Below are 18,985 nucleotides of genomic sequence, written 5' to 3'. Positions count from 1 at the left end.
TAAGATTTTCATAATCCTACGAATAAGCTACATAGCGAAACATCAGCGCACCAATCGAGCCACTCCTTGCATTAGCTTACTGAGATTGGGGCGACAGATACGATATACTTATTTTAACTTTATATTATATGCGTTCGTAGCTCAGTCGGATAGAGCACGTCCGAATAAGCTACATAGCGAAACATCAGCGCACCAATCGAGCAGCTCCTTGCATTAGCTTACTGAGATTGGGGCGACAAATACGATATACTTATTTTAACTTTATATTAATATGCGTTCGTAGCTCAGTGGATAGAGCAACGGTTTCCGGTACCGTGTGTCGCAGGTTCGAATCCTGTCGAGCGCGCTAAAAGAATAAACCGAGTGATAAAATCTGTAAATTAACAGATCTATCACTCGGTTTTTATATTTCCTCCGTTAACCCCTGAATCTCAGCCCTAAATCCTACCTTTACCCTACAACTAAAGATGTACTAAAACTCCATCCAATGAAGAATGGGTTCCCTTTATATAAAGTCATATATTTAAAGTAAATAAAGGAGGTCATTCAAATGGATATGAATTCTTGGTTCCTTGAAGAAATAGCACAAATCAATAAAGATGAAATAGAAAGAGAATTAAAATTTAAAGAGACCTATAAACTGTACTCAACATCTAAAAAGAAAAAATACTGGATCGATTTAAAAATCATTAAATTCTATATCTAAACAAGAGAATGCTTAAAATCATTTTAAATTTACTAAAAAAAGAGTAGATAAATTTTATATTTATAAAATTATTAGGTTCTTTTTGCTGCTTCTATTTTTTTCCTCTATCCTTTTTTCTAAATATATGTTATATTACTCTTTGCGATGAGCTAATTTGAGTAAGACGAGAGATATGCGCAAGCTAAACGCGCGGATGTGGCCGCCCGGTCTCTCGCCTCAAACGCATCAAGACGTCTGCTGCGGCAGGCGTCTTTCTTTTTGTTCATTTCTTTGTGTATAATAGTACATATTATAATTGAAGGGAATGTTTTTGTGTTAACGATTACAGAATACACTGTAGAAGAAATAAAAGATCCATTTGGTATCATTGAAGGGGATCGATATGAGTTTATTCTTTATATCAATGTACCAGAGGATGATGAATTATATAATGAAAAAGGTATATACATAAAAGCGCTTTTTGGAGTAAAGGGTGACGAGTCGAAATTAATTAAATATGACTTATATGAAGCTGAATCAAATCAGTATTTAGATTTTGATTTGGAAGAAGATGAAGAAAAAGAAGTATTCAAATTTTGTAAAACGCATTTAACAGTTGAAGATTAATATTAATGTGTTGTTAAATGACACACTTCAGCTTAGGAGATATCCTATATTGGGTATTTCGCAACACACTACTGTGTAATTGTAAACACAGTACCAATTGTGAGTACACACTTATAAAACACTAATAATTTGAAAAAATGTTGCGTTTTGAAAACCTTGATTTATCAAGGTTTTTTTGTTGTGATTTTAAATAAATAGATTTTTTGGAATATTGGCACAGATTTTGCAATATTTAAATTGATTACACAACTTGTCCTTGCAACGCGTAATTCTTTTGTCATTATTTGTAAAAATGTAAGCGTTTCATCGACGAGGAAAATTGAGGAGGTGTAGGATGAATATTTTATTGGTATGTTCTGCAGGAATGTCGACTAGTCTACTAGTTACAAAAATGGAACAAGCAGCTAAGGCAAAAGGGATTCAGGCAACAATATGGGCTGTTGCTGGTGATGAGGCAAAAGAAAATTTAGCCAAAGCGGATGTATTACTACTTGGTCCACAGGTTCGTTATCTTGCCTCAGAAATGAAGAAGCTGGCTGAACCTAAAGGGATACCAGTAGAAACGATTAATCCAGTGCATTATGGATTGATGAATGGGGAAGCTGTTTTGGAAATGGCTTTAAATTTGAAAAAATAAAACGGGGAATTAAAAATCTAGAGAGAAAAGAAGGTGTATTAGAATGATGCGTTTTGCTGAGAAGTATATAATGCCTGCCGCAGCGAAGTTTGGTAATCAACGTCATTTGTTAGCGATCCGTGATGCGTTAATTGGTATGATTGCCATTACGATGATTGGAGCTTTTGCTGTACTTATTAATAACTTAGGTGGCGCAATCCACGGCTACGATAAAATGATGGAAACAGTCTTTGGTGCAAACTGGAAAACGCTAGGTAGTGATATTTGGTGGGGAACATTTGCATTTATGACCGTATTTGCCGTAGTAGGGATTGCGCATAGATTAGCGCGTTCTTATGGTGATGAAGGTTTTGAAGCGATGCTTGTTGCATTAGCATGTTATTTTGTACTTGTTCCACAATCATTAGCTGCAGTATCTGTTACGTTAAATGGTGGTAAGACAGCTACAGGTGGAACTTGGGGCTTTATTAGTTGGAACTCATTAAACTCAACGGCTTTATTTACAGGAATTATCGTTGCGATTATTGCAACTGAAATTTTTGTACGCTTAGCTAGAGTGAAACAATTAGTTATAAAATTACCAGACGGCGTTCCGCCAGCAGTATCAAAAGCATTTGCAAAGTTATTACCGGGTATGTTAACAATTTTTATCGTTGCATTAGTTGGCTTATTGTTTAGATTATACATTTCAGATGGCGTATTCTTTAATGATTGGTTAAATTCAGTTCTTGTAAAGCCATTAACTGATGCAGCTGATTCATTAGGATTTGCGGTTGCAATTGCATTCTTTGTACATTTCTTCTGGGCGCTTGGATTGCATGGGCCAAATATTTTAGGGGGTATTACTACTCCTTTATTAACAACTCTAGGTAATCATAACATCGATTTATATGCCAAAGGTGTGACAGATTTAGATAAGTATTCCGTATTAGCAGGTCCATTCTTAGACGCATTCGTATATATGGGAGGATCAGGTACTACAATCGGTTTACTTATTGCAATGTTCTTAGTTAACCGTAAACGTCATAAACAGATGATAGCTTTAGGAACACCGCCAGGTTTATTTAATATTAATGAACCAATTATTTTCGGTTTACCAATCGTGTTAAACCCAGTATGGTTAATACCATTTATCTGTACTCCAATTATTTTAACCATTATTTCTTATTTAGCTGTTCAATCTCATATTGTTTTCCCAGTTGTTTCTACAATCCCTTGGGTAACTCCACCAGTTATAGGTGGCTATTTAGCAACTGGTGGTCACTGGAGCGGTGCAGTTTTAGCGCTTGTTAACGTAGTGATTTCAATCGTTATTTACTTACCATTCGTTGTAGTAGCAGAAAGAATGGAAGCTAGAAAGTCAACAGAAACGACAAGTAGTAATTCATTAAATGTATAATAGAATGTGAAGGAGAAGAGTGCAAATGCCTACCGACACAAATAATGAACAAATTGCATTTCAGCTTATATTACATTCTGGCAATGCTAAGAGTTTATTAATGGAAGCAATGTATAAAGCTCGTGATGGAGAGTTCGAGGAAGCTCGTGGGAAAGTAAATGAAGCGAATGCGGAACTTAGGCTAGCTCATCATTCACAAACTTCACTTATACAAAGTGAAGCAGGTGGGCAACAATACAAAATTAATATTCTTTTAGTTCATGCACAGGATCATTTAATGAACACGCTAACAACAAGAGATTTAGTAGAGGAAATTATTTACTTGCATGAAAAGATTTCACTTTAATACTTGATAAAAAAAGTGGTGTAGACTAATTCTACATCACTTTTTTTCATAGATTAGTAGAACAATATGTATAATTTAAGTGAAAATCGTAAAAGTGTTTTAAAACACTACAGTATATTGTATATAATTTACGACACACTAACTGGGTAACAACACACTAAAACAATTTAAGAAGATTAACGAACGATCTTTAACACACTAGACGGTTTAAGTTATTTTCCTTTTAAAGCAAAGAAAAAAGATTTCATGACTATGAATCCTTATAGGACAAGGTTTCTATGATTAAATTATATATTTTTCATTAAGTCAGAAAAAGTTGGCACGCCATTTGCTATATAAAGAGTGTACAAAATAAATTAATTAGCAGTTGCTTAAGAATTTTGTTTTTTACTTTCAATCAATTCTGTAAGCGCTACACTATATCTAATATTGGAGGAATAACGATGAATATTTTATTAGCTTGTTCAGCAGGAATGTCTACTAGTTTACTAGTAACTAAAATGGAGGATGCAGCAAAAGCAAAAGGGATTGACGTAAAGATTTGGGCAGTTTCAGGTGATGCTGCAAAAGAAAATTTAGATAAAGCAGATGTTCTTTTATTAGGACCACAAGTACGTTATTTAGCTTCTGAAATGAAAAAGGTTGCCGAGCCAAAAGGAATACCAGTTGATGTAATCAATCCAGTACATTATGGACTTATGAATGGTGAAGCTGTTTTAGAATTAGCACTTAGCTTAAAAAAATAGTCATGATCGTAGCATAACTTTTAAACAAAAGGGAGTCTTAAAAAATGATGAATTTTGTAGATAGATATATAATGCCAGCTGCAGCAAAATTCGGTAACCAACGTCATTTATTAGCAATACGCGATGCGTTAATCGGTATGATTGCCATTACAATGGTCGGTTCGTTTGCAGTTTTATTCAATAATTTAGGTGGAGCAATCAAAGGTTACGACAAAATGATGGAAGCTCTTTTTGGAGTGAACTGGAAGACATTAGGTGGAGACATTTGGTGGGGAACATTCGCATTTATGACTGTATTTGCAGTTGTAGGGATTGCTTATAAATTGGCTCGTTCTTATGGTGATGAAGGATTTGAAGCAATGCTTGTCGCATTAGCGTCATATTTTGTACTAGTGCCACAATCATTAAATGCTGTAACGGTTACATTAGAACATGGAAAAACAGCTACTGGTAGTGTTTGGGGATTAGTGAACTCTACTTATACTAATTCAACTGCACTTTTTACCGGAATAATCGTTGCAATTATCGCAACAGAAATTTTTGTTCGCTTATCAAGAGTAAAGCAATTAGTTATTAAATTACCAGATGGTGTACCACCAGCAGTTTCAAAAGCATTTGCGAAGCTATTGCCAGGTATGCTAACAATTTTTGTAATCGCGATTGTTGGATTGTTATTCAGATTATATTTATCGGATGGAGTATATTTTAATGATTGGTTAAGTTCAGTACTTGTTAAGCCATTAACGAATGCTGCAGACTCTTTACCGTTTGCAATCGGTATTGCATTCTTTATTCATTTCTTCTGGATGCTTGGCTTACATGGACCAAACATACTAGGTGGAATTACGACACCATTATTTACAGCTTTAGGAAACGAAAATATCGATTTAGCAGCAAAAGGTGTTACAAAGTGGAGTGAATACAATGTAATGGCAGGCCAGTTCTTTGATGCATTTGTATTCTTAGGTGGATCAGGTGCTACATTAGGGTTAATCATTTCAATGATATTAATTAATCGAAAACGTAATAAACAAATGATTGGATTAGGTGGGGCACCAGGCTTATTCCAAATTAATGAACCAGTTCTTTTCGGATTACCAATCGTCTTAAATCCAATGTGGTTAATTCCATTCATTGGTACTCCAATTATCTTAACGATTATTTCATATTCAGCGATTTCTTTAGGTATGGTTCACCCAGTAACTACAAATATTCCATGGGTAACACCACCAATTTTAGGTGGGTGGTTGATTACAGGGGGACATTGGACAGGTGCAGCTTTAGCAACATTTAACTTATTTATCTCAGTAGTCATCTATTTACCTTTCGTTGCACTACAAAGACGATTGGAATCTAAAAAAATGAGAGAAGCAGCAAATAATCAAAGTGCTGCTATGTAATGCAGTTTGAGGAGGATACGAAATGAGTACTGTAACGACGATCGAGCAAACAGCATTCCAATTAATCTTACACGCAGGAAACGCAAAAAGCTCACTAATGGAAGCTATGCAAGCTGCTAGAGCGGATAATTTAGAAGAAGCAAATAGTAAGATTGAAGAGGCAAAAGTAGAATTAAATCATGCGCACCATGCACAGACTTCTTTAATTCAAGGTGAAGCACGTGGAGAGAATGTCGCATTAAGTATCTTATTAATTCATGCACAAGATCATTTAATGAATGCATTAACGATGAGAGATTTAGTAACAGAAATAATTTTCTTACATGAAAAATTAAATAAATAAGAGAAACTAGAAAAGTAGTTTCCTAGAATAACCGGGCTACTTTTCATCTATCATTTAGAAGGAGTGAAGAAAATGAGAAACGGTATTAAAATAGCAACAATTGGTGGCGGTTCAAGTTATACTCCAGAATTAGTAGAAGGATTTATTAAACGTTATGATGAACTACCTGTAAGAGAGCTATGGCTAGTGGACATTGAAGAAGGTAGAGAGAAACTTGAAATCGTTGGAAATCTTGCGAAAAGAATGGTAGAAAAAGCAGGAGTACCAATGGAAATTCATTTAACTCTTGATCGACGTGCTGCTCTTAAAGATGCTGACTTTGTTACGACACAATTTCGTGTAGGTTTACTTGAAGCACGTATGAAGGATGAGCGTATTCCTTTAAAATATGGGGTGATTGGTCAAGAAACAAATGGTCCTGGTGGATTGTTTAAAGCACTTCGTACAATTCCAGTTATTTTAGATATCGTTAAGGATATTGAGGAGCTATGTCCAAATGCTTGGCTAGTAAACTTTACGAATCCTACAGGTATTTTAACAGAAGCGATTTTAAGATACACAAATTTCCGTAAAGTAGTTGGTTTATGTAATGTACCAATTCATATCCACATGAACATTGCAAAAGGTCTAGGTGTAGAAGCTGAACGTGTGCATATTGATTTTATGGGATTAAATCATATGGTTTACGGAACGAAAGTATTATTAGATGGTGAAGATGTAACAAGTCGTGTTGTAAGTGAGTTTGCACGCCCTGCTGAAAGTATGACGATGCAAAATATTAAGGCAATGGATTGGAATCCTGATTTTATTGAAGCACTTGGAGCGATTCCATGTCCGTATCATCGCTACTACTATCAAACGAAAGTAATGCTAGAAGAAGAGCTTGAAGCAGCGAAAAAAGAAGGTACGCGTGCTGAGGTTGTAAAAAAATTAGAAGAATCATTATTCGAATTATATAAAGATCCTAATTTAAATATTAAGCCACCACAATTAGAAAAACGCGGTGGAGCTTATTATAGCGATGCTGCATGCCGATTAATTTCATCACTATATAACAATAAAGGTGATATCCAACCTGTTAACACAATGAATAATGGTGCTATTGCATCAATTCCAGATGATTGTGCTGTTGAAGTAAGTGCTGTTATTACAAAGGATGGTCCAAAACCACTTACGATGGGTGACTTGCCGGTTGCAGTACGCGGTTTAGTTCAACAAATTAAATCATTCGAACGTGTTGCTGCGGAAGCTGGAGTAACCGGTGATTATAAAACAGCATTGCTTGCTATGTGTATTAACCCACTAGTTGGATCCGATAATTTAGCAAAACAAATTCTAGATGAAATGTTAGAAGCTCATAAAGAGCATTTACCTCAATTCTTCAAAAATGAAAAAGTAGCAGCAAATTAACGATTAAAAAGAGGGATGTAGCTCGAATGAAAGAGTGCATCCCTTTTTATCATACAAAAAGAAAAAGGGGATTGAATGATGACGAAGCTTATTGTGAATGCAGATGATTTCGGATATTCAAAAGGTGTAAATTATGGCATTATCGAGGCACATTTGAATGGAATAGTGAACTCCGCGACTATGATGATGAATATGTATGCTGTGGAGCATGGAATTGAATTAGCAAAACTACATCCTACATTAGGATTAGGTGTACATCTTGTATTAACTGCGGGCAAACCTTTATTAACAGATTTACAAACAATCGTAGATCAAAATGGCGCTTTCCTTAAAAATAGTTATTGGTATGACAATCCGGTTGCTAATGTAGAAGAAGTTGAAAAGGAATGGGATGCGCAAATTCAAAAGTTCCTTTCCTTTGGTTTGAAGCCTTCACATCTAGATAGTCATCACCATGTGCATATGATCCCAATTCTGCACCCAGTAATTGCAAAACTATCTCAAAAGTATGATCTTCCAGTCCGAATTTCTCCAAAAAGTCAAATAGACGGAATCACACCTTTTACGCATCAATTATTAACCGATTTTTATGGTAGTGATATTCCAGTAAACTATTTTGAGACAATAGAAGATAGAATAAATAATAGTATTGAGTCGGTAGAGGTTATGGTACATCCAGCATTGATAGATAATCATTTAAAAAATGGTACATCTTATTGTTTTGAGAGATTAACAGAACTAGATATCTTAACGAACTCAAAACTTCCTGAGGGAGTAGAGTTAGTAAAGTATTAATATAGTAGAGTAAAAAAAGCCAGTTTCTTCAACGAAGTAACTGGCTTTTTACTTATTTTATATAAAATTCTTCATCTAACCTGCTTATATCATTTCTAGAATAAAATTCCATTAAGTAACATATTTCATCATCAGGTATGATAATGTCACAAGCATCTTCAATTTGTTGCATTATTTTTTTAATTTTTAAATATAGCATATAGTCACTATTTATTTTATCTTCTTTATCTTTAAATGGGATTAGGGGCTGTGAGTTTTGAATTCGATCGATCATGCAACTCATATGAATTACAATTCCCATTAAATCCTCATTTTTGAAAAATTTATCTGTCTGGACTTGTATATCATTCAAGGCACGTCTAATCACACTGATTACTTTTTTAGCATCTTTTAAAGAAATAGTCTCTTGTAGTGTTTCAGCCATTTTTAAATACGTTTCTTCATAAGTTATCAATTCTTGTATCGTCTTTGTAGCCTTCATATTTAATACATCCTGTAAATGGAACGTATTAAATGGAACATTTATATCAAAATTCGAAACAATACAAACGATACTTCGTTCTTTAGATATATCATTTAACATTTTTTGTAATTCATCTTTATTTAAAAGGCTAATTGGCACGATTTCTAGCATCTCTTTATCATAGACCAAGTTATTCGCTAGTATATTTTTAATGGCTATTGCACTTCCCTGACCAGTCAGACATGCAGTTAAAATGACAGAACGATTAAATTCAGGTTGTTTCGTTTTATTCGAATGAGAATTGATGAAGAAAGTAGTTAAGTTTCTCACGTCCTGATAAAGCTCGTCTAAATTATAACCTAGTGTCGCTTTTCTAGAAGCTTCGATTACATGTGCAGTACTTACCATTTGAATTAAGCGAACAGGAATTGAAAATTCAGCTTCAATTATGTCACCGATATAAGATAATGACCCCATATCAATGCAAAGCAGAATTCCATTTAATTTACCTAATGATTTAATATAATCTTTAACTCGAATTAAAAAATCTTGTGGTGGTTCACTTAATGGCATATCGATTCCGATAACTTCCTCGTTTTCTAGTAGCTCATTTGTTACATTTGCCATCTCTCTAGCAATACCATTACCGTGAGCTAAAACTATTACTTTTACATTTGAACTAGGCACTTTAAAATCTTCGTTTCCATATACGAAAAACATCGTTATAAATGCTACTTCATCAAATGGAATTGAAACATTTGAAAAATCTTCAATCATTTTTACACATTCAATTGAAACGGAAAACTCGTTCCTATATTGATCTCGAATTTGCGTGATATTTGGATGATAAATTTTCTTGTTTGACTGTATACGTTGTAATAGCGTTTGTATATGGAGGCTAAGTGCAACAAGTATTTTTTCGTTAAATCTCTTATTTAACTTTTCTTCTGCTAGTTTAAGTACCTTTTCACTTAGTGTAACGATTTCAGGTTTGATTATTTTTTGAACATTTTCTTTGCTAGATAGTTTACGATTGATAGAAGTTAAATAATGCGTAAAATAACTTTCGATATCGTTTTCCATTAGTAAGGATAACTCGTCCTGAGCAACGCCACGTTGTTTCAGTTCTTCATATTTCGTATCAATTCGATCATAAATTGTATCTGCGGAATGATCCAATTGTTGGTTACTGGTTATACCTTTTGTTGGTGAAAATTCGAAATGCTCGTTTAACAGTGTGACAGCATGCTTCACTTTTTTTTCAATGAATAAGCCTTCCTTCACATACCAGTTCAAATCAGTACTATAAATTCGTATTTTGTCATGTTTATGAGTAATAAAATCTGCGTAAGCCTTTGCACAAGCTAATTGAATGTCGGCTTTAAGTTGACCGATATTGTTTTGACACGGATAAAATAGAAAAGAGCGAATTGTATTTGCACTTACAACGATCTCTTTTCCTAGACGAACACTTTCTTCCGTAAAAAAACGTTTAATGAGTGTCAATCTCTCTTCGTATGTTCGATCACGAAGAGCCGGCAATGTAATGACCATTGGGATTCGACGTGTAAATGTAGATAATAAAGTGGACTCGGGATCCTCTGTTGTTGCTGAAATGATTAAAACATTGGATGTTCGCTCGTTTTCTGTCTCTCCTAGTCTTCTATACAACTTATAATCAATGAACGTAAATAACATTTCTTGACCTTCAGGAGTAAGACGATGAACCTCATCTAAGAACAATATTCCATTATTTGCTTTCTCAAGTAGACCTTTTTGTTCTGTTGCACCTGTATAAGCACCTTTTCGTACACCGAAAAGCTGACCTAATAATAGTTGTGGATTATTTGCATAGTCTGCGCAATTAAAAATAATGAAGGGAGAATCCTTTTCTAAAACATTCGAACGAATCGCGTAATCATGCATTCTTTTAGCAAAAGCAGATTTACCAACACCAGTCTCACCTAGTATTAATGTATGCATACCATTTGGTGGATAGAGAATAGCTGATCTTGCTTTTTCAATGGCAGGTCTTAAACTAATATTTTCATCGTAAAAATATTCATATTTATAGTCCGAACTTGCTATCTTAATTTCAGATTTATTCGTTTGTTGTAAAGCATGAGACAGTAGCTTAAATACGACCGGTCTAGAATTTGTTTTAATTAATAATTCTTCTTTAACTAATTTATTTAAATCACTGCTAACGTTTGCTCTGTCTAAACCGAGGTTTTGAGCAATCTCATTTGCGGTAAAACCTTGCTCCTTACTTTGTAGAAAAACTTCATAAATCTGATTTTTTCTGTTCATAATGGCCCACCCATCATAAAGAGTTGTATACTTTTACTATACAGGAAAAAGTAAACGTTTTCACTATATTTAAATTAGTATAACAATTCGTCAAGTACTATGAAAAAGTTAAATATCGAGTAAAATAGTAATAAGGGAGTGAAGTAGTATGGAAATGAATTTAATGCAAAAACAATCATTGAAACTTGCAATGACTCAGGAACTACGACAAGCCATTACAATGCTTCAATTTAATGCCCAAGAACTTACTGATTTTTTATTTGAGCAATCATTAGAAAATCCCTTAATTGAAGTCGAAACTCCTTATAACGATTACACTTCTTCAAAAATCAAACAACAAACTACTTTGGGCGGACAAGGAATGGAGTTATATACTCGAAGAACAGAAACTTTACAAGAAGAACTTGTTAGTCAGTTAAATGAGTTGAAAATTGATAATGAGGAATATAAAATTATTAAATATTTGATTTATAACATAGATAAAAATGGATTTTTGATGGAATCAGATGAAGAGCTTATACATGAATTAAATATTTCTCTCGTTCAGTTACAAATCTGCATTGAAATACTTCAACGTTTTGAACCCTCAGGAGTTGGAGCAAGATCTGTTAAAGAGTGCTTATTGATTCAACTAAATGGCCTTGAAGTTGACACAACAATTGCAAAACAGGTCATTAAAGATTATTTTGATCTTTTTGTTAATAAAAACTGGAAAGAAATAGCGAAAAAACTTAAGATTAGCTTGCCTGATTTACAAAGGGAAATTGACTTAATCTTAACCCTTCAACCAAGACCAGGTTTAAATTATTTCCAAGACCAAGTAAATTATGTAGCGCCTGATTTAACAGTCGAAAAAATAGGCGGGGAATTTGTTGTACTTATTAATGATAAAATTATGCCACGTTTAAAAGTACTTAATGAATATTCTTCAATTTTAAATGGTCAACATGAGAAGGAAGTTTCAGTTTATTTAAAGGATAAAAATACTCAAGTTAACTGGTTAATGAAAAGTTTGGAAGAACGAAAATCAACGATGTTATCGGTAATGAATTGTATTCTTCGAAAGCAAATTGCTTTTTTTGAAAAAGGTCCTGCAAATTTAAAAACGCTTACTTTAAAAGAGATAGCGGAAGAACTTTCATTACATGAGTCAACAATTAGCCGTACTTGTAAAAACAAATATGTTCAGACACCGTTTGGTTTATTTGAAATGAAGAAATTCTTCCATCAAGGTGTGAGTGTAGATGGTGAGGAACTTGCATCAACGAGTGTACAGGTATTCATCAAGCAAATAGTTGATGAAGAAAACAAAGAAAAACCATTTTCAGATCAAAAGCTAGTTGAATTATTAGCTGAAAAACATGGAGTGGAAATCTCTAGAAGAACTGTAGCTAAATATAGAGATATACTTAGAATTCCTGGTTCATCAAAACGAAAGCGCTTTAGTTAAAAGGAGAATTGGATGTCGATTAAGTTAACTTTATTTACAAAAGAGAATTGTGGATTGTGCGAAGAGGCAAAAGAGGCAATTCATTTGGTCCAATTAGAATATGAAATCGAAGTAAATGAAATTGATATTTATTCTGATGATGCATTATTAGAGGAATATCAACTAATGATTCCTGTCATTCAAATGAATGGGGAAACTGTTGCATACGGAAGAATTCATAAAATTGACATATTAAATGCCATAAATGGGTAGTTATCAGTTGAAAGAAATGAATGACCCTGTTACAATGTAAATGTAGCAGGGTTAGTTCACTTCTGGAGTAAATCTTGTTCAAAAAAACAACGTTGCAAAACGCTGTAATTTTTTTAAAACAAGTGGGACATAATATGTCATAGTGGGACACATTTAGACCCGAATGAATACTCTATGAAAGAGGAGATGAAAATGAACCATATTTTAAAGCTACAACAAAAATTATTACCTGATCTAATACCTGTTATCCAAAAGAGATTTCAAATCCTACAATATATACGAATTATGCAGCCGATCGGACGAAGAAATTTGTCTGTTAGCGTAGGATTAACAGAAAGAGTACTTAGATCAGAAGTTGCTTTATTAAAAGAGCAAAGACTGATTAATGTCGCATCTTCTGGCATGACATTAACGGATGAAGGACTAAGCTTACTTCTAGACCTAGAAGAACCAATGCGTGAACTATTCGGTTTAAAAAATATCGAAGACTTGCTTAAGGAAACATTTAATCTTAAGGAAGTAATTGTTGTTTCAGGCGATAGTGACGAGCTGGACTGGGTAAAAAAGGAGATGGGTCGAGCGGCTGTTGGCTGTATAAACCAAAGGCTAGAAACAAATAATATTGTTGCTGTTACTGGTGGTTCCACTTTAGCTGCCGTAGCTGAAATGATGAATGATGACTCTAAAGATCTAAATACCTTATTTGTACCAGCACGAGGCGGTTTAGGTGAAGAAGTAAGAAATCAAGCAAATACAATTTGTGCAAAAATGGCTGAAATGGCAAAAGGTAATTATCGATTACTTCACTTGCCAGATGAACTTAGTGAAGAAGCCTACCTTACTATGATGGAAGAACCAAGAGTAAAAGAGGTTCTAAATTTAATTCGATCTTCTTCAATTGTCGTACACGGCATTGGAGATGCATTTACGATGGCAAAACGAAGACAATCTTCCTCAGAACAGTTAGAAATCTTAACTGAATCTGAAGCTGTTGGAGAGGCATTTGGATATTACTTTAATGAAAATGGTGAAGTTGTTTACAGAGTAAGAACAATTGGTTTACAACTGAATGAATTGGAGAATATACCTTATGTACTAGGAGTAGCTGGAGGATCTTCTAAAGCAAAAGCAATGGCTTCTTTCTTAAAGAAAGGTCATGTAAACATCCTCGTCACAGACGAAGGAGCAGCAAAAGAGTTAATTAAAGGATGTACCCTTTAAAATAAAAAAAGCTTCTACCTATTAAAAGGAGGAAATTAAAAATGGCAACTAAAATTGGTATTAATGGATTTGGACGTATCGGACGTATGGTTTTCCGCGCAGCTTTAAACAACCCAAACGTAGAGGTTGTAGCAATTAATGACTTAACAGATGCTAAAACTTTAGCTCACTTATTAAAATATGATTCAGTTCACGGTTCAGTAAACGCTGACGTAGCAGTTAATGGCGATTCTATCGTTGTAAACGGAAGTGAAATTAAAGTAATTGCTGAGCGTGACCCAGCAGTTTTACCTTGGAGCGATTACGGAGTAGAAGTTGTTGTAGAATCTACTGGTCGTTTCACAGATAAAAAAGATGCTGAAAAACACTTAGGTGGATCAGTTAAAAAAGTAATCATCTCTGCACCAGCTTCTAATGAAGATATCACGATCGTAATGGGTGTAAATGATGACAAATACGATGCAGCTAGCCACAATGTAATTTCTAATGCTTCTTGTACAACTAACTGTTTAGCTCCTTTTGCTAAAGTATTAGACGAAAAATTCGGTATCAAACGTGGTATGATGACAACTGTTCACTCTTACACAAATGACCAACAAATTTTAGATTTACCACACAAAGATTTACGTCGTGCACGTGCTGCTGCAATGAGCATGATTCCAACAACAACTGGTGCTGCTAAAGCAGTTTCATTAGTATTACCTCAATTAAAAGGTAAATTAAACGGTGGTGCTGTACGTGTACCAACTGCTAACGTATCTTTAGTTGACTTAGTAGTAGAATTAAACGCTGAAGTAACTGCTGAAGAAGTTAATGCTGCATTCAAAGCTGCTTCTGAAGGTGAATTAAAAGGTATCTTAGGATATTCTGAAGAGCCATTAGTATCAATCGATTATAACGGTTGCACAAACTCTTCTACAATCGATGCATTATCTACAATGACTATGGAAGGCAACATGGTTAAAATCCTTTCTTGGTACGATAATGAAACTGGTTACTCAACTCGTGTAGTTGACTTAGTAGCTCACATCGCTTCTAAAGGACTATAATTTTAATTAAAATTAATATGAGGGTGAGGGGAATTTCCAATTTCCTCCCCTCTTTTGTTTGATAAAAATCCTCTTTTGTCACTAATCCAACACAATATAAAAAAATACTCTAGAAATAAATTCCAATTGATGTACATAATCTGTTAAAATTGCGGTGACAATATCACAGAATAGATACGACTTTATATGAGACGGATCAACCAGTGAAATTGAATGGATGAATAAAAACAGTAATGGAGGCACCTACTATGAACAAAAAGTCATTACGTGACATTGATGTAAAAGGGAAACGCGTATTTTGCCGTGTAGATTTTAACGTACCGATGGCAAACGGTGAAGTAACAGATGATACACGTATTCGTGCTGCACTTCCTACGATTCAGTATTTAATAGAAAACGGAGCAAAAGTTATTTTAGCATCTCACTTAGGTCGTCCAAAAGGACAAGTAAATGAGGATATGCGTTTAAATGCTGTTGCTGTACGTTTAAGTGAAAAATTAGGTAAAAACGTTATTAAAACTGATGAGGCATATGGACCTAAAGTTCAAGAAGAAATTAGCAAAATGAACGAAGGCGATGTTTTATTATTAGAAAATGTTCGTTTCTACCCAGGCGAAGAGAAAAATGATGATACACTTGCAAAAGAATTTGCCTCTTTAGCTGATGTATATGTAAATGATGCGTTTGGTGCTGCACACCGTGCACATGCTACAACTGCTGGTATTGCAAAATATATCCCTGCGGTAGCTGGCTTCTTAATGGAAAAAGAAATAAGCGTTTTAGGTAAAGCACTTTCTAATCCAGAGCGCCCATTTACAGCTATTATCGGTGGAGCGAAAGTTCGAGATAAAATTAGTGTAATTGAAAACTTACTAGAAAAAGTAGATAACTTAATTATTGGTGGCGGTCTAGCTTATACATTCTTAAAAGCTAAAGGCTATGAAATAGGTCAATCTCTTTTAGAAGAAGATAAAATTGATTTAGCAAATGAATTTATGCAAAAAGCCGAAGCTAAAGGCGTTAAATTCTATATGCCAATTGATGCAATTATTGCTGACAAATTCGGAGAAGATGCAAATACCAGGGAGGTTGATATTGATAGCATTCCTGCGGATTGGCAAGCTCTTGATATTGGACCAAAAACAACTGCTCTTTATGCAGATGTCATTAATAGCTCTAAATTAGTCATTTGGAATGGACCTATGGGTGTATTTGAAATCGATAAATTTGCACAAGGTACTAAAGGAGTAGCGCAAGCATTAGCAGATTCTAATGCATACTCAATTATCGGTGGTGGAGACTCAGCTGCTGCTGCTGAAAAATTCGGTTTAGCAGATAAAATGAGCCATATTTCAACTGGTGGCGGTGCTTCATTAGAATTTATGGAAGGTAAAGAACTTCCAGGAGTTGCATTATTAAACGATAAATAAGTCTTATAGCTTTACAATATTTAGTAATTGAAATAGAGTAAGATGTTCTGTCTTACCAATTGTTAGGAAGGTGTTTCTCATGCGTAAACCAATTATCGCAGGTAACTGGAAAATGAATAAAACGCTTAACGAAGCGATGTCATTTGTTGAAGAAGTAAAAAATAGCATTCCATCATCTGAAACAGTAGATTCAGCAGTTTGTGCTCCTGCATTATTTATTGCACCTATGTTATACGGTGTGAAAGGAACTGATTTAAAGATTGGTTCTCAAAATGTAAGTGATCAAGATAGTGGCGCTTATACTGGTGAAATTAGCCCAGTAGCACTTAAAGATTTAGGTGTAACATATGCGATTATCGGACATTCTGAACGTCGTGAATATTATGGCGAAACAGATGAGTTTATTAATAGTAAAACAAAAAAAGCTTTCGAACATGGTCTTACACCAATTCTTTGCTGTGGCGAAACGCTTGAAGAACGTGAAGGCGGTAAATTTGAGGAAGTTATTCGTACTCAATTAACTGCAGATCTTGCAGGTCTTACAGATGAGCAAGTAAAGAATTTAGTAATTGCTTATGAGCCGATTTGGGCAATTGGAACAGGTAAATCTGCTACAGAAAAAGATGCACAAGATTCATGTAAATTTGTTCGTGATGTTGTAGCAAGTCTTTATGATGAAACTGTTGCAGAATCTGTACGTGTACAATATGGCGGTAGTGTAAAACCTGAAAACATTAAAGAATATATGGCTCAACCTGATATTGACGGTGCGTTAGTAGGTGGAGCAAGTTTAGAACCAGCTTCGTTCCTTGCATTATTGGAGGCTGTTAAGTAATGAGTAAACAACCAGTAGCGTTAATTATCCTAGATGGATTTGGTTTGCGCGATGAAACATTTGGAAATGCTGTTGCACAAGCGAAGAAACCAAATTATGATAGATATTGGAATAAATATCCTCATGCACAATTAACCGCTAGCGGTGAAGCAGTAGGGCTACCTGAAGGACAAATGGGTAATTCTGAAGTTGGTCATTTGAATATCGGAGCTGGACGAATTGTTTATCAAAGCTTAACACGTGTAAATAAGGCAATTCGTGAAGGCGAATTCGAAAAAAATGATACATTCATCGATGCAATTAAAAGTGCAAAAGAAAAAGATAAAGCATTACATATTTTTGGTTTACTATCTGATGGTGGTATTCACAGCCATATTAATCATATGTTCGCTTTATTAAAATTAGCTGCTGAAGAAGGTTTGAAAAAAGTATATTTACATGCTTTCCTTGATGGACGAGATGTTGGTCCAACTACAGCTAAAAAATATATCGATCAAACAGAAGCAAAGTTTAAAGAATATGGTATCGGAGAATTTGCAACAATTTCTGGTCGTTATTATTCTATGGACCGTGACAAACGTTGGGATCGCGTAGAAAAATGCTATTGTGCAATGGTATATGGAGAAGGACCAACTTATACAAGTCCTTATGAATTAATTGAAGACTCGTATGCGAATGGTATCCATGATGAATTCGTTTTACCTTCTGTAATGGTAAAAGAAGATGGAACTCCAGTTGCAACAATAAGTGATGAAGATTCAATTATCTTCTACAACTTCCGACCTGACCGTGCAATACAAATTTCAAATGTATTTACAAACGATGATTTCCGTGACTTTGATCGTGGAAGTAAGTTCCCTAAAAATGTTCATTTCGTTTGCTTAACACATTTTAGTGAAACAGTACAAGGTTATGTAGCATTTAAACCAACTAATTTGGATAACACTTTAGGTGAAGTTCTTGCTCAAAATAATTTAAATCAATTAAGAATTGCTGAAACGGAAAAGTATCCACACGTTACATTTTTCTTTAGTGGAGGCCGTGAAGCAGAGTTCCCAGGTGAAGAACGTATTTTGATTAACTCGCCAAAAGTTGCGACATACGATCTGCAACCTGAAATGAGTGCTTATGAAGTAAAAGATGCATTACTTAAAGAGATTGCTGCAGACAAGCATGATGTAATCATCTTGAACTTTGCAAATCCAGATATGGTAGGACATTCAGGAAAACTTGAGCCGACAATTAAAGCAATTGAAGCAGTTGACGAATGTTTAGGAGAAGTAGTTGATGCAATTCTTGCAAAAGGCGGAAAAGCAATCATTACTGCTGACCATGGAAATGCTGATGAGGAAATTACACCTGAAGGTGAACCTATGACAGCTCACACGACTAACCCTGTACCAGTGATTGTTACTGAAGAAGGTGTTACGTTACGTGAAGATGGGATTTTAGGTGACCTAGCTCCAACAATTCTTGATTTATTAAAAGTAGAACTACCAAAAGAAATGACTGGTAAATCACTTATTAAATAAGTGAACAGTTAATATAAAAGTTATTAATTATGCGTATAACGCAACAAAAGGAGAG

Annotated in this window: 18 protein-coding genes and 1 tRNA gene; 18 read left to right on the top strand and 1 reads right to left on the bottom strand. The window is 34.6% G+C overall.

Translation table 11 applies throughout. The features are described 5' to 3' along the window. Positions 1-273 precede the first annotated feature (273 nt). The 11 genes from ACFVR2_RS12425 to chbG all read left to right on the top strand — a co-directional run bounded on the left by ACFVR2_RS12425 (position 274) and on the right by chbG (position 8,388). Positions 274-346: transfer RNA gene (locus ACFVR2_RS12425), tRNA-Arg, on the top strand. Positions 347-550: 204 nt separating this feature from the next. Beyond that, positions 551-706 carry a hypothetical protein gene (locus tag ACFVR2_RS12420; RefSeq protein WP_387362076.1) on the top strand — a complete coding sequence of 52 codons (156 nt, stop codon included), beginning with the start codon at positions 551-553 and terminating at the stop codon, positions 704-706. A gap of 312 nt (positions 707-1,018) precedes the next feature. After that, on the top strand, positions 1,019-1,312 hold the full coding sequence (locus tag ACFVR2_RS12415; RefSeq protein ID WP_387362074.1) for a DUF6509 family protein: 294 nt from the start codon (positions 1,019-1,021) through the stop codon (positions 1,310-1,312). A 334-nt stretch (positions 1,313-1,646) separates the two neighbouring features. Further along, the gene (locus tag ACFVR2_RS12410; RefSeq protein ID WP_387362072.1) at positions 1,647-1,949 is read left to right on the top strand and encodes a PTS sugar transporter subunit IIB; all 303 of its coding nucleotides are present in this window, start codon (positions 1,647-1,649) and stop codon (positions 1,947-1,949) included. 43 nt (positions 1,950-1,992) lie between these two features. Beyond that, complete coding sequence (locus tag ACFVR2_RS12405; protein ID WP_387362070.1) at positions 1,993-3,348, top strand: PTS sugar transporter subunit IIC; 1,356 nt, start codon at positions 1,993-1,995, stop codon at positions 3,346-3,348. Positions 3,349-3,373: 25 nt separating this feature from the next. Then, positions 3,374-3,694 carry a PTS lactose/cellobiose transporter subunit IIA gene (locus tag ACFVR2_RS12400; RefSeq protein WP_056469854.1) on the top strand — a complete coding sequence of 107 codons (321 nt, stop codon included), beginning with the start codon at positions 3,374-3,376 and terminating at the stop codon, positions 3,692-3,694. A 443-nt stretch (positions 3,695-4,137) separates the two neighbouring features. Beyond that, positions 4,138-4,440 (top strand): PTS sugar transporter subunit IIB, encoded by a 303-nt coding sequence (locus ACFVR2_RS12395; RefSeq protein WP_088014865.1) that lies wholly within the window; start codon positions 4,138-4,140, stop codon positions 4,438-4,440. A gap of 44 nt (positions 4,441-4,484) precedes the next feature. Continuing rightward, positions 4,485-5,840 carry a PTS sugar transporter subunit IIC gene (locus ACFVR2_RS12390; RefSeq protein ID WP_387362068.1) on the top strand — a complete coding sequence of 452 codons (1,356 nt, stop codon included), beginning with the start codon at positions 4,485-4,487 and terminating at the stop codon, positions 5,838-5,840. A 22-nt stretch (positions 5,841-5,862) separates the two neighbouring features. Beyond that, positions 5,863-6,183: a PTS lactose/cellobiose transporter subunit IIA gene (locus tag ACFVR2_RS12385; protein ID WP_387362066.1), complete on the top strand. Its 321-nt coding sequence runs from the start codon at positions 5,863-5,865 to the stop codon at positions 6,181-6,183. A gap of 72 nt (positions 6,184-6,255) precedes the next feature. Further along, positions 6,256-7,593 carry a 6-phospho-beta-glucosidase gene (locus ACFVR2_RS12380; RefSeq protein ID WP_387362064.1) on the top strand — a complete coding sequence of 446 codons (1,338 nt, stop codon included), beginning with the start codon at positions 6,256-6,258 and terminating at the stop codon, positions 7,591-7,593. A gap of 75 nt (positions 7,594-7,668) precedes the next feature. Beyond that, the gene (gene chbG, locus ACFVR2_RS12375; RefSeq protein WP_387362062.1) at positions 7,669-8,388 is read left to right on the top strand and encodes a chitin disaccharide deacetylase; all 720 of its coding nucleotides are present in this window, start codon (positions 7,669-7,671) and stop codon (positions 8,386-8,388) included. 52 nt (positions 8,389-8,440) lie between these two features. On the opposite strand, the gene ACFVR2_RS12370 is transcribed toward chbG, so the two are convergent. Next, on the bottom strand, positions 8,441-11,161 hold the full coding sequence (locus tag ACFVR2_RS12370; RefSeq protein ID WP_387362060.1) for a sigma-54-dependent transcriptional regulator: 2,721 nt from the start codon (positions 11,159-11,161) through the stop codon (positions 8,441-8,443). Positions 11,162-11,309: 148 nt separating this feature from the next. On the opposite strand from ACFVR2_RS12370, the gene rpoN reads away from it, so the two are divergent. The 7 genes from rpoN (at position 11,310) to gpmI (ending at position 18,930) form a co-directional block, all read left to right on the top strand. Continuing rightward, on the top strand, positions 11,310-12,611 hold the full coding sequence (gene rpoN, locus ACFVR2_RS12365; RefSeq protein ID WP_387362058.1) for an RNA polymerase factor sigma-54: 1,302 nt from the start codon (positions 11,310-11,312) through the stop codon (positions 12,609-12,611). Between the two features lie 18 nt (positions 12,612-12,629). Next, positions 12,630-12,863, top strand: a complete 234-nt coding sequence (locus ACFVR2_RS12360; protein ID WP_387362785.1) for a glutaredoxin family protein — start codon at positions 12,630-12,632, stop codon at positions 12,861-12,863. A gap of 192 nt (positions 12,864-13,055) precedes the next feature. Next, positions 13,056-14,084: a sugar-binding transcriptional regulator gene (locus tag ACFVR2_RS12355; protein WP_387362056.1), complete on the top strand. Its 1,029-nt coding sequence runs from the start codon at positions 13,056-13,058 to the stop codon at positions 14,082-14,084. A gap of 41 nt (positions 14,085-14,125) precedes the next feature. Next, entirely contained in the window at positions 14,126-15,133 is a 1,008-nt protein-coding gene (gap, locus tag ACFVR2_RS12350) for a type I glyceraldehyde-3-phosphate dehydrogenase (RefSeq protein WP_056469875.1), read from the top strand. Between the two features lie 248 nt (positions 15,134-15,381). Next, complete coding sequence (locus ACFVR2_RS12345) at positions 15,382-16,563, top strand: phosphoglycerate kinase (protein WP_387362054.1); 1,182 nt, start codon at positions 15,382-15,384, stop codon at positions 16,561-16,563. A 79-nt stretch (positions 16,564-16,642) separates the two neighbouring features. After that, positions 16,643-17,398, top strand: coding sequence for a triose-phosphate isomerase (gene tpiA, locus ACFVR2_RS12340; protein ID WP_387362052.1), 756 nt, complete (start codon positions 16,643-16,645; stop codon positions 17,396-17,398). Then, entirely contained in the window at positions 17,398-18,930 is a 1,533-nt protein-coding gene (gpmI, locus tag ACFVR2_RS12335) for a 2,3-bisphosphoglycerate-independent phosphoglycerate mutase (RefSeq protein ID WP_387362050.1), read from the top strand. Before tpiA ends, gpmI begins: the two co-directional genes overlap by 1 nt. Positions 18,931-18,985: the final 55 nt, after the last annotated feature.

The sequence above is a fragment of the Gottfriedia sp. NPDC057991 genome, from assembly GCF_042886615.1.
Taxonomy (GTDB): Bacteria; Bacillota; Bacilli; order Bacillales; family Bacillaceae_G; genus Gottfriedia.
This window is presented reverse-complemented; position numbering and strand designations above follow the sequence as displayed.

Coding starts and splice junctions, on each gene's coding strand:
- ACFVR2_RS12385 (WP_387362066.1), top strand. CDS start 5,863: ATGAGTACTGTAACGACGATCGAGCAAACAGCATTCCAATTAATCTTA.
- rpoN (WP_387362058.1), top strand. CDS start 11,310: ATGGAAATGAATTTAATGCAAAAACAATCATTGAAACTTGCAATGACT.
- ACFVR2_RS12345 (WP_387362054.1), top strand. CDS start 15,382: ATGAACAAAAAGTCATTACGTGACATTGATGTAAAAGGGAAACGCGTA.
- ACFVR2_RS12400 (WP_056469854.1), top strand. CDS start 3,374: ATGCCTACCGACACAAATAATGAACAAATTGCATTTCAGCTTATATTA.
- ACFVR2_RS12370 (WP_387362060.1), bottom strand. CDS start 11,161: ATGAACAGAAAAAATCAGATTTATGAAGTTTTTCTACAAAGTAAGGAG.
- ACFVR2_RS12395 (WP_088014865.1), top strand. CDS start 4,138: ATGAATATTTTATTAGCTTGTTCAGCAGGAATGTCTACTAGTTTACTA.
- gap (WP_056469875.1), top strand. CDS start 14,126: ATGGCAACTAAAATTGGTATTAATGGATTTGGACGTATCGGACGTATG.
- ACFVR2_RS12410 (WP_387362072.1), top strand. CDS start 1,647: ATGAATATTTTATTGGTATGTTCTGCAGGAATGTCGACTAGTCTACTA.
- ACFVR2_RS12390 (WP_387362068.1), top strand. CDS start 4,485: ATGATGAATTTTGTAGATAGATATATAATGCCAGCTGCAGCAAAATTC.
- ACFVR2_RS12420 (WP_387362076.1), top strand. CDS start 551: ATGGATATGAATTCTTGGTTCCTTGAAGAAATAGCACAAATCAATAAA.
- ACFVR2_RS12355 (WP_387362056.1), top strand. CDS start 13,056: ATGAACCATATTTTAAAGCTACAACAAAAATTATTACCTGATCTAATA.
- tpiA (WP_387362052.1), top strand. CDS start 16,643: ATGCGTAAACCAATTATCGCAGGTAACTGGAAAATGAATAAAACGCTT.
- ACFVR2_RS12405 (WP_387362070.1), top strand. CDS start 1,993: ATGATGCGTTTTGCTGAGAAGTATATAATGCCTGCCGCAGCGAAGTTT.
- chbG (WP_387362062.1), top strand. CDS start 7,669: ATGATGACGAAGCTTATTGTGAATGCAGATGATTTCGGATATTCAAAA.
- gpmI (WP_387362050.1), top strand. CDS start 17,398: ATGAGTAAACAACCAGTAGCGTTAATTATCCTAGATGGATTTGGTTTG.
- ACFVR2_RS12380 (WP_387362064.1), top strand. CDS start 6,256: ATGAGAAACGGTATTAAAATAGCAACAATTGGTGGCGGTTCAAGTTAT.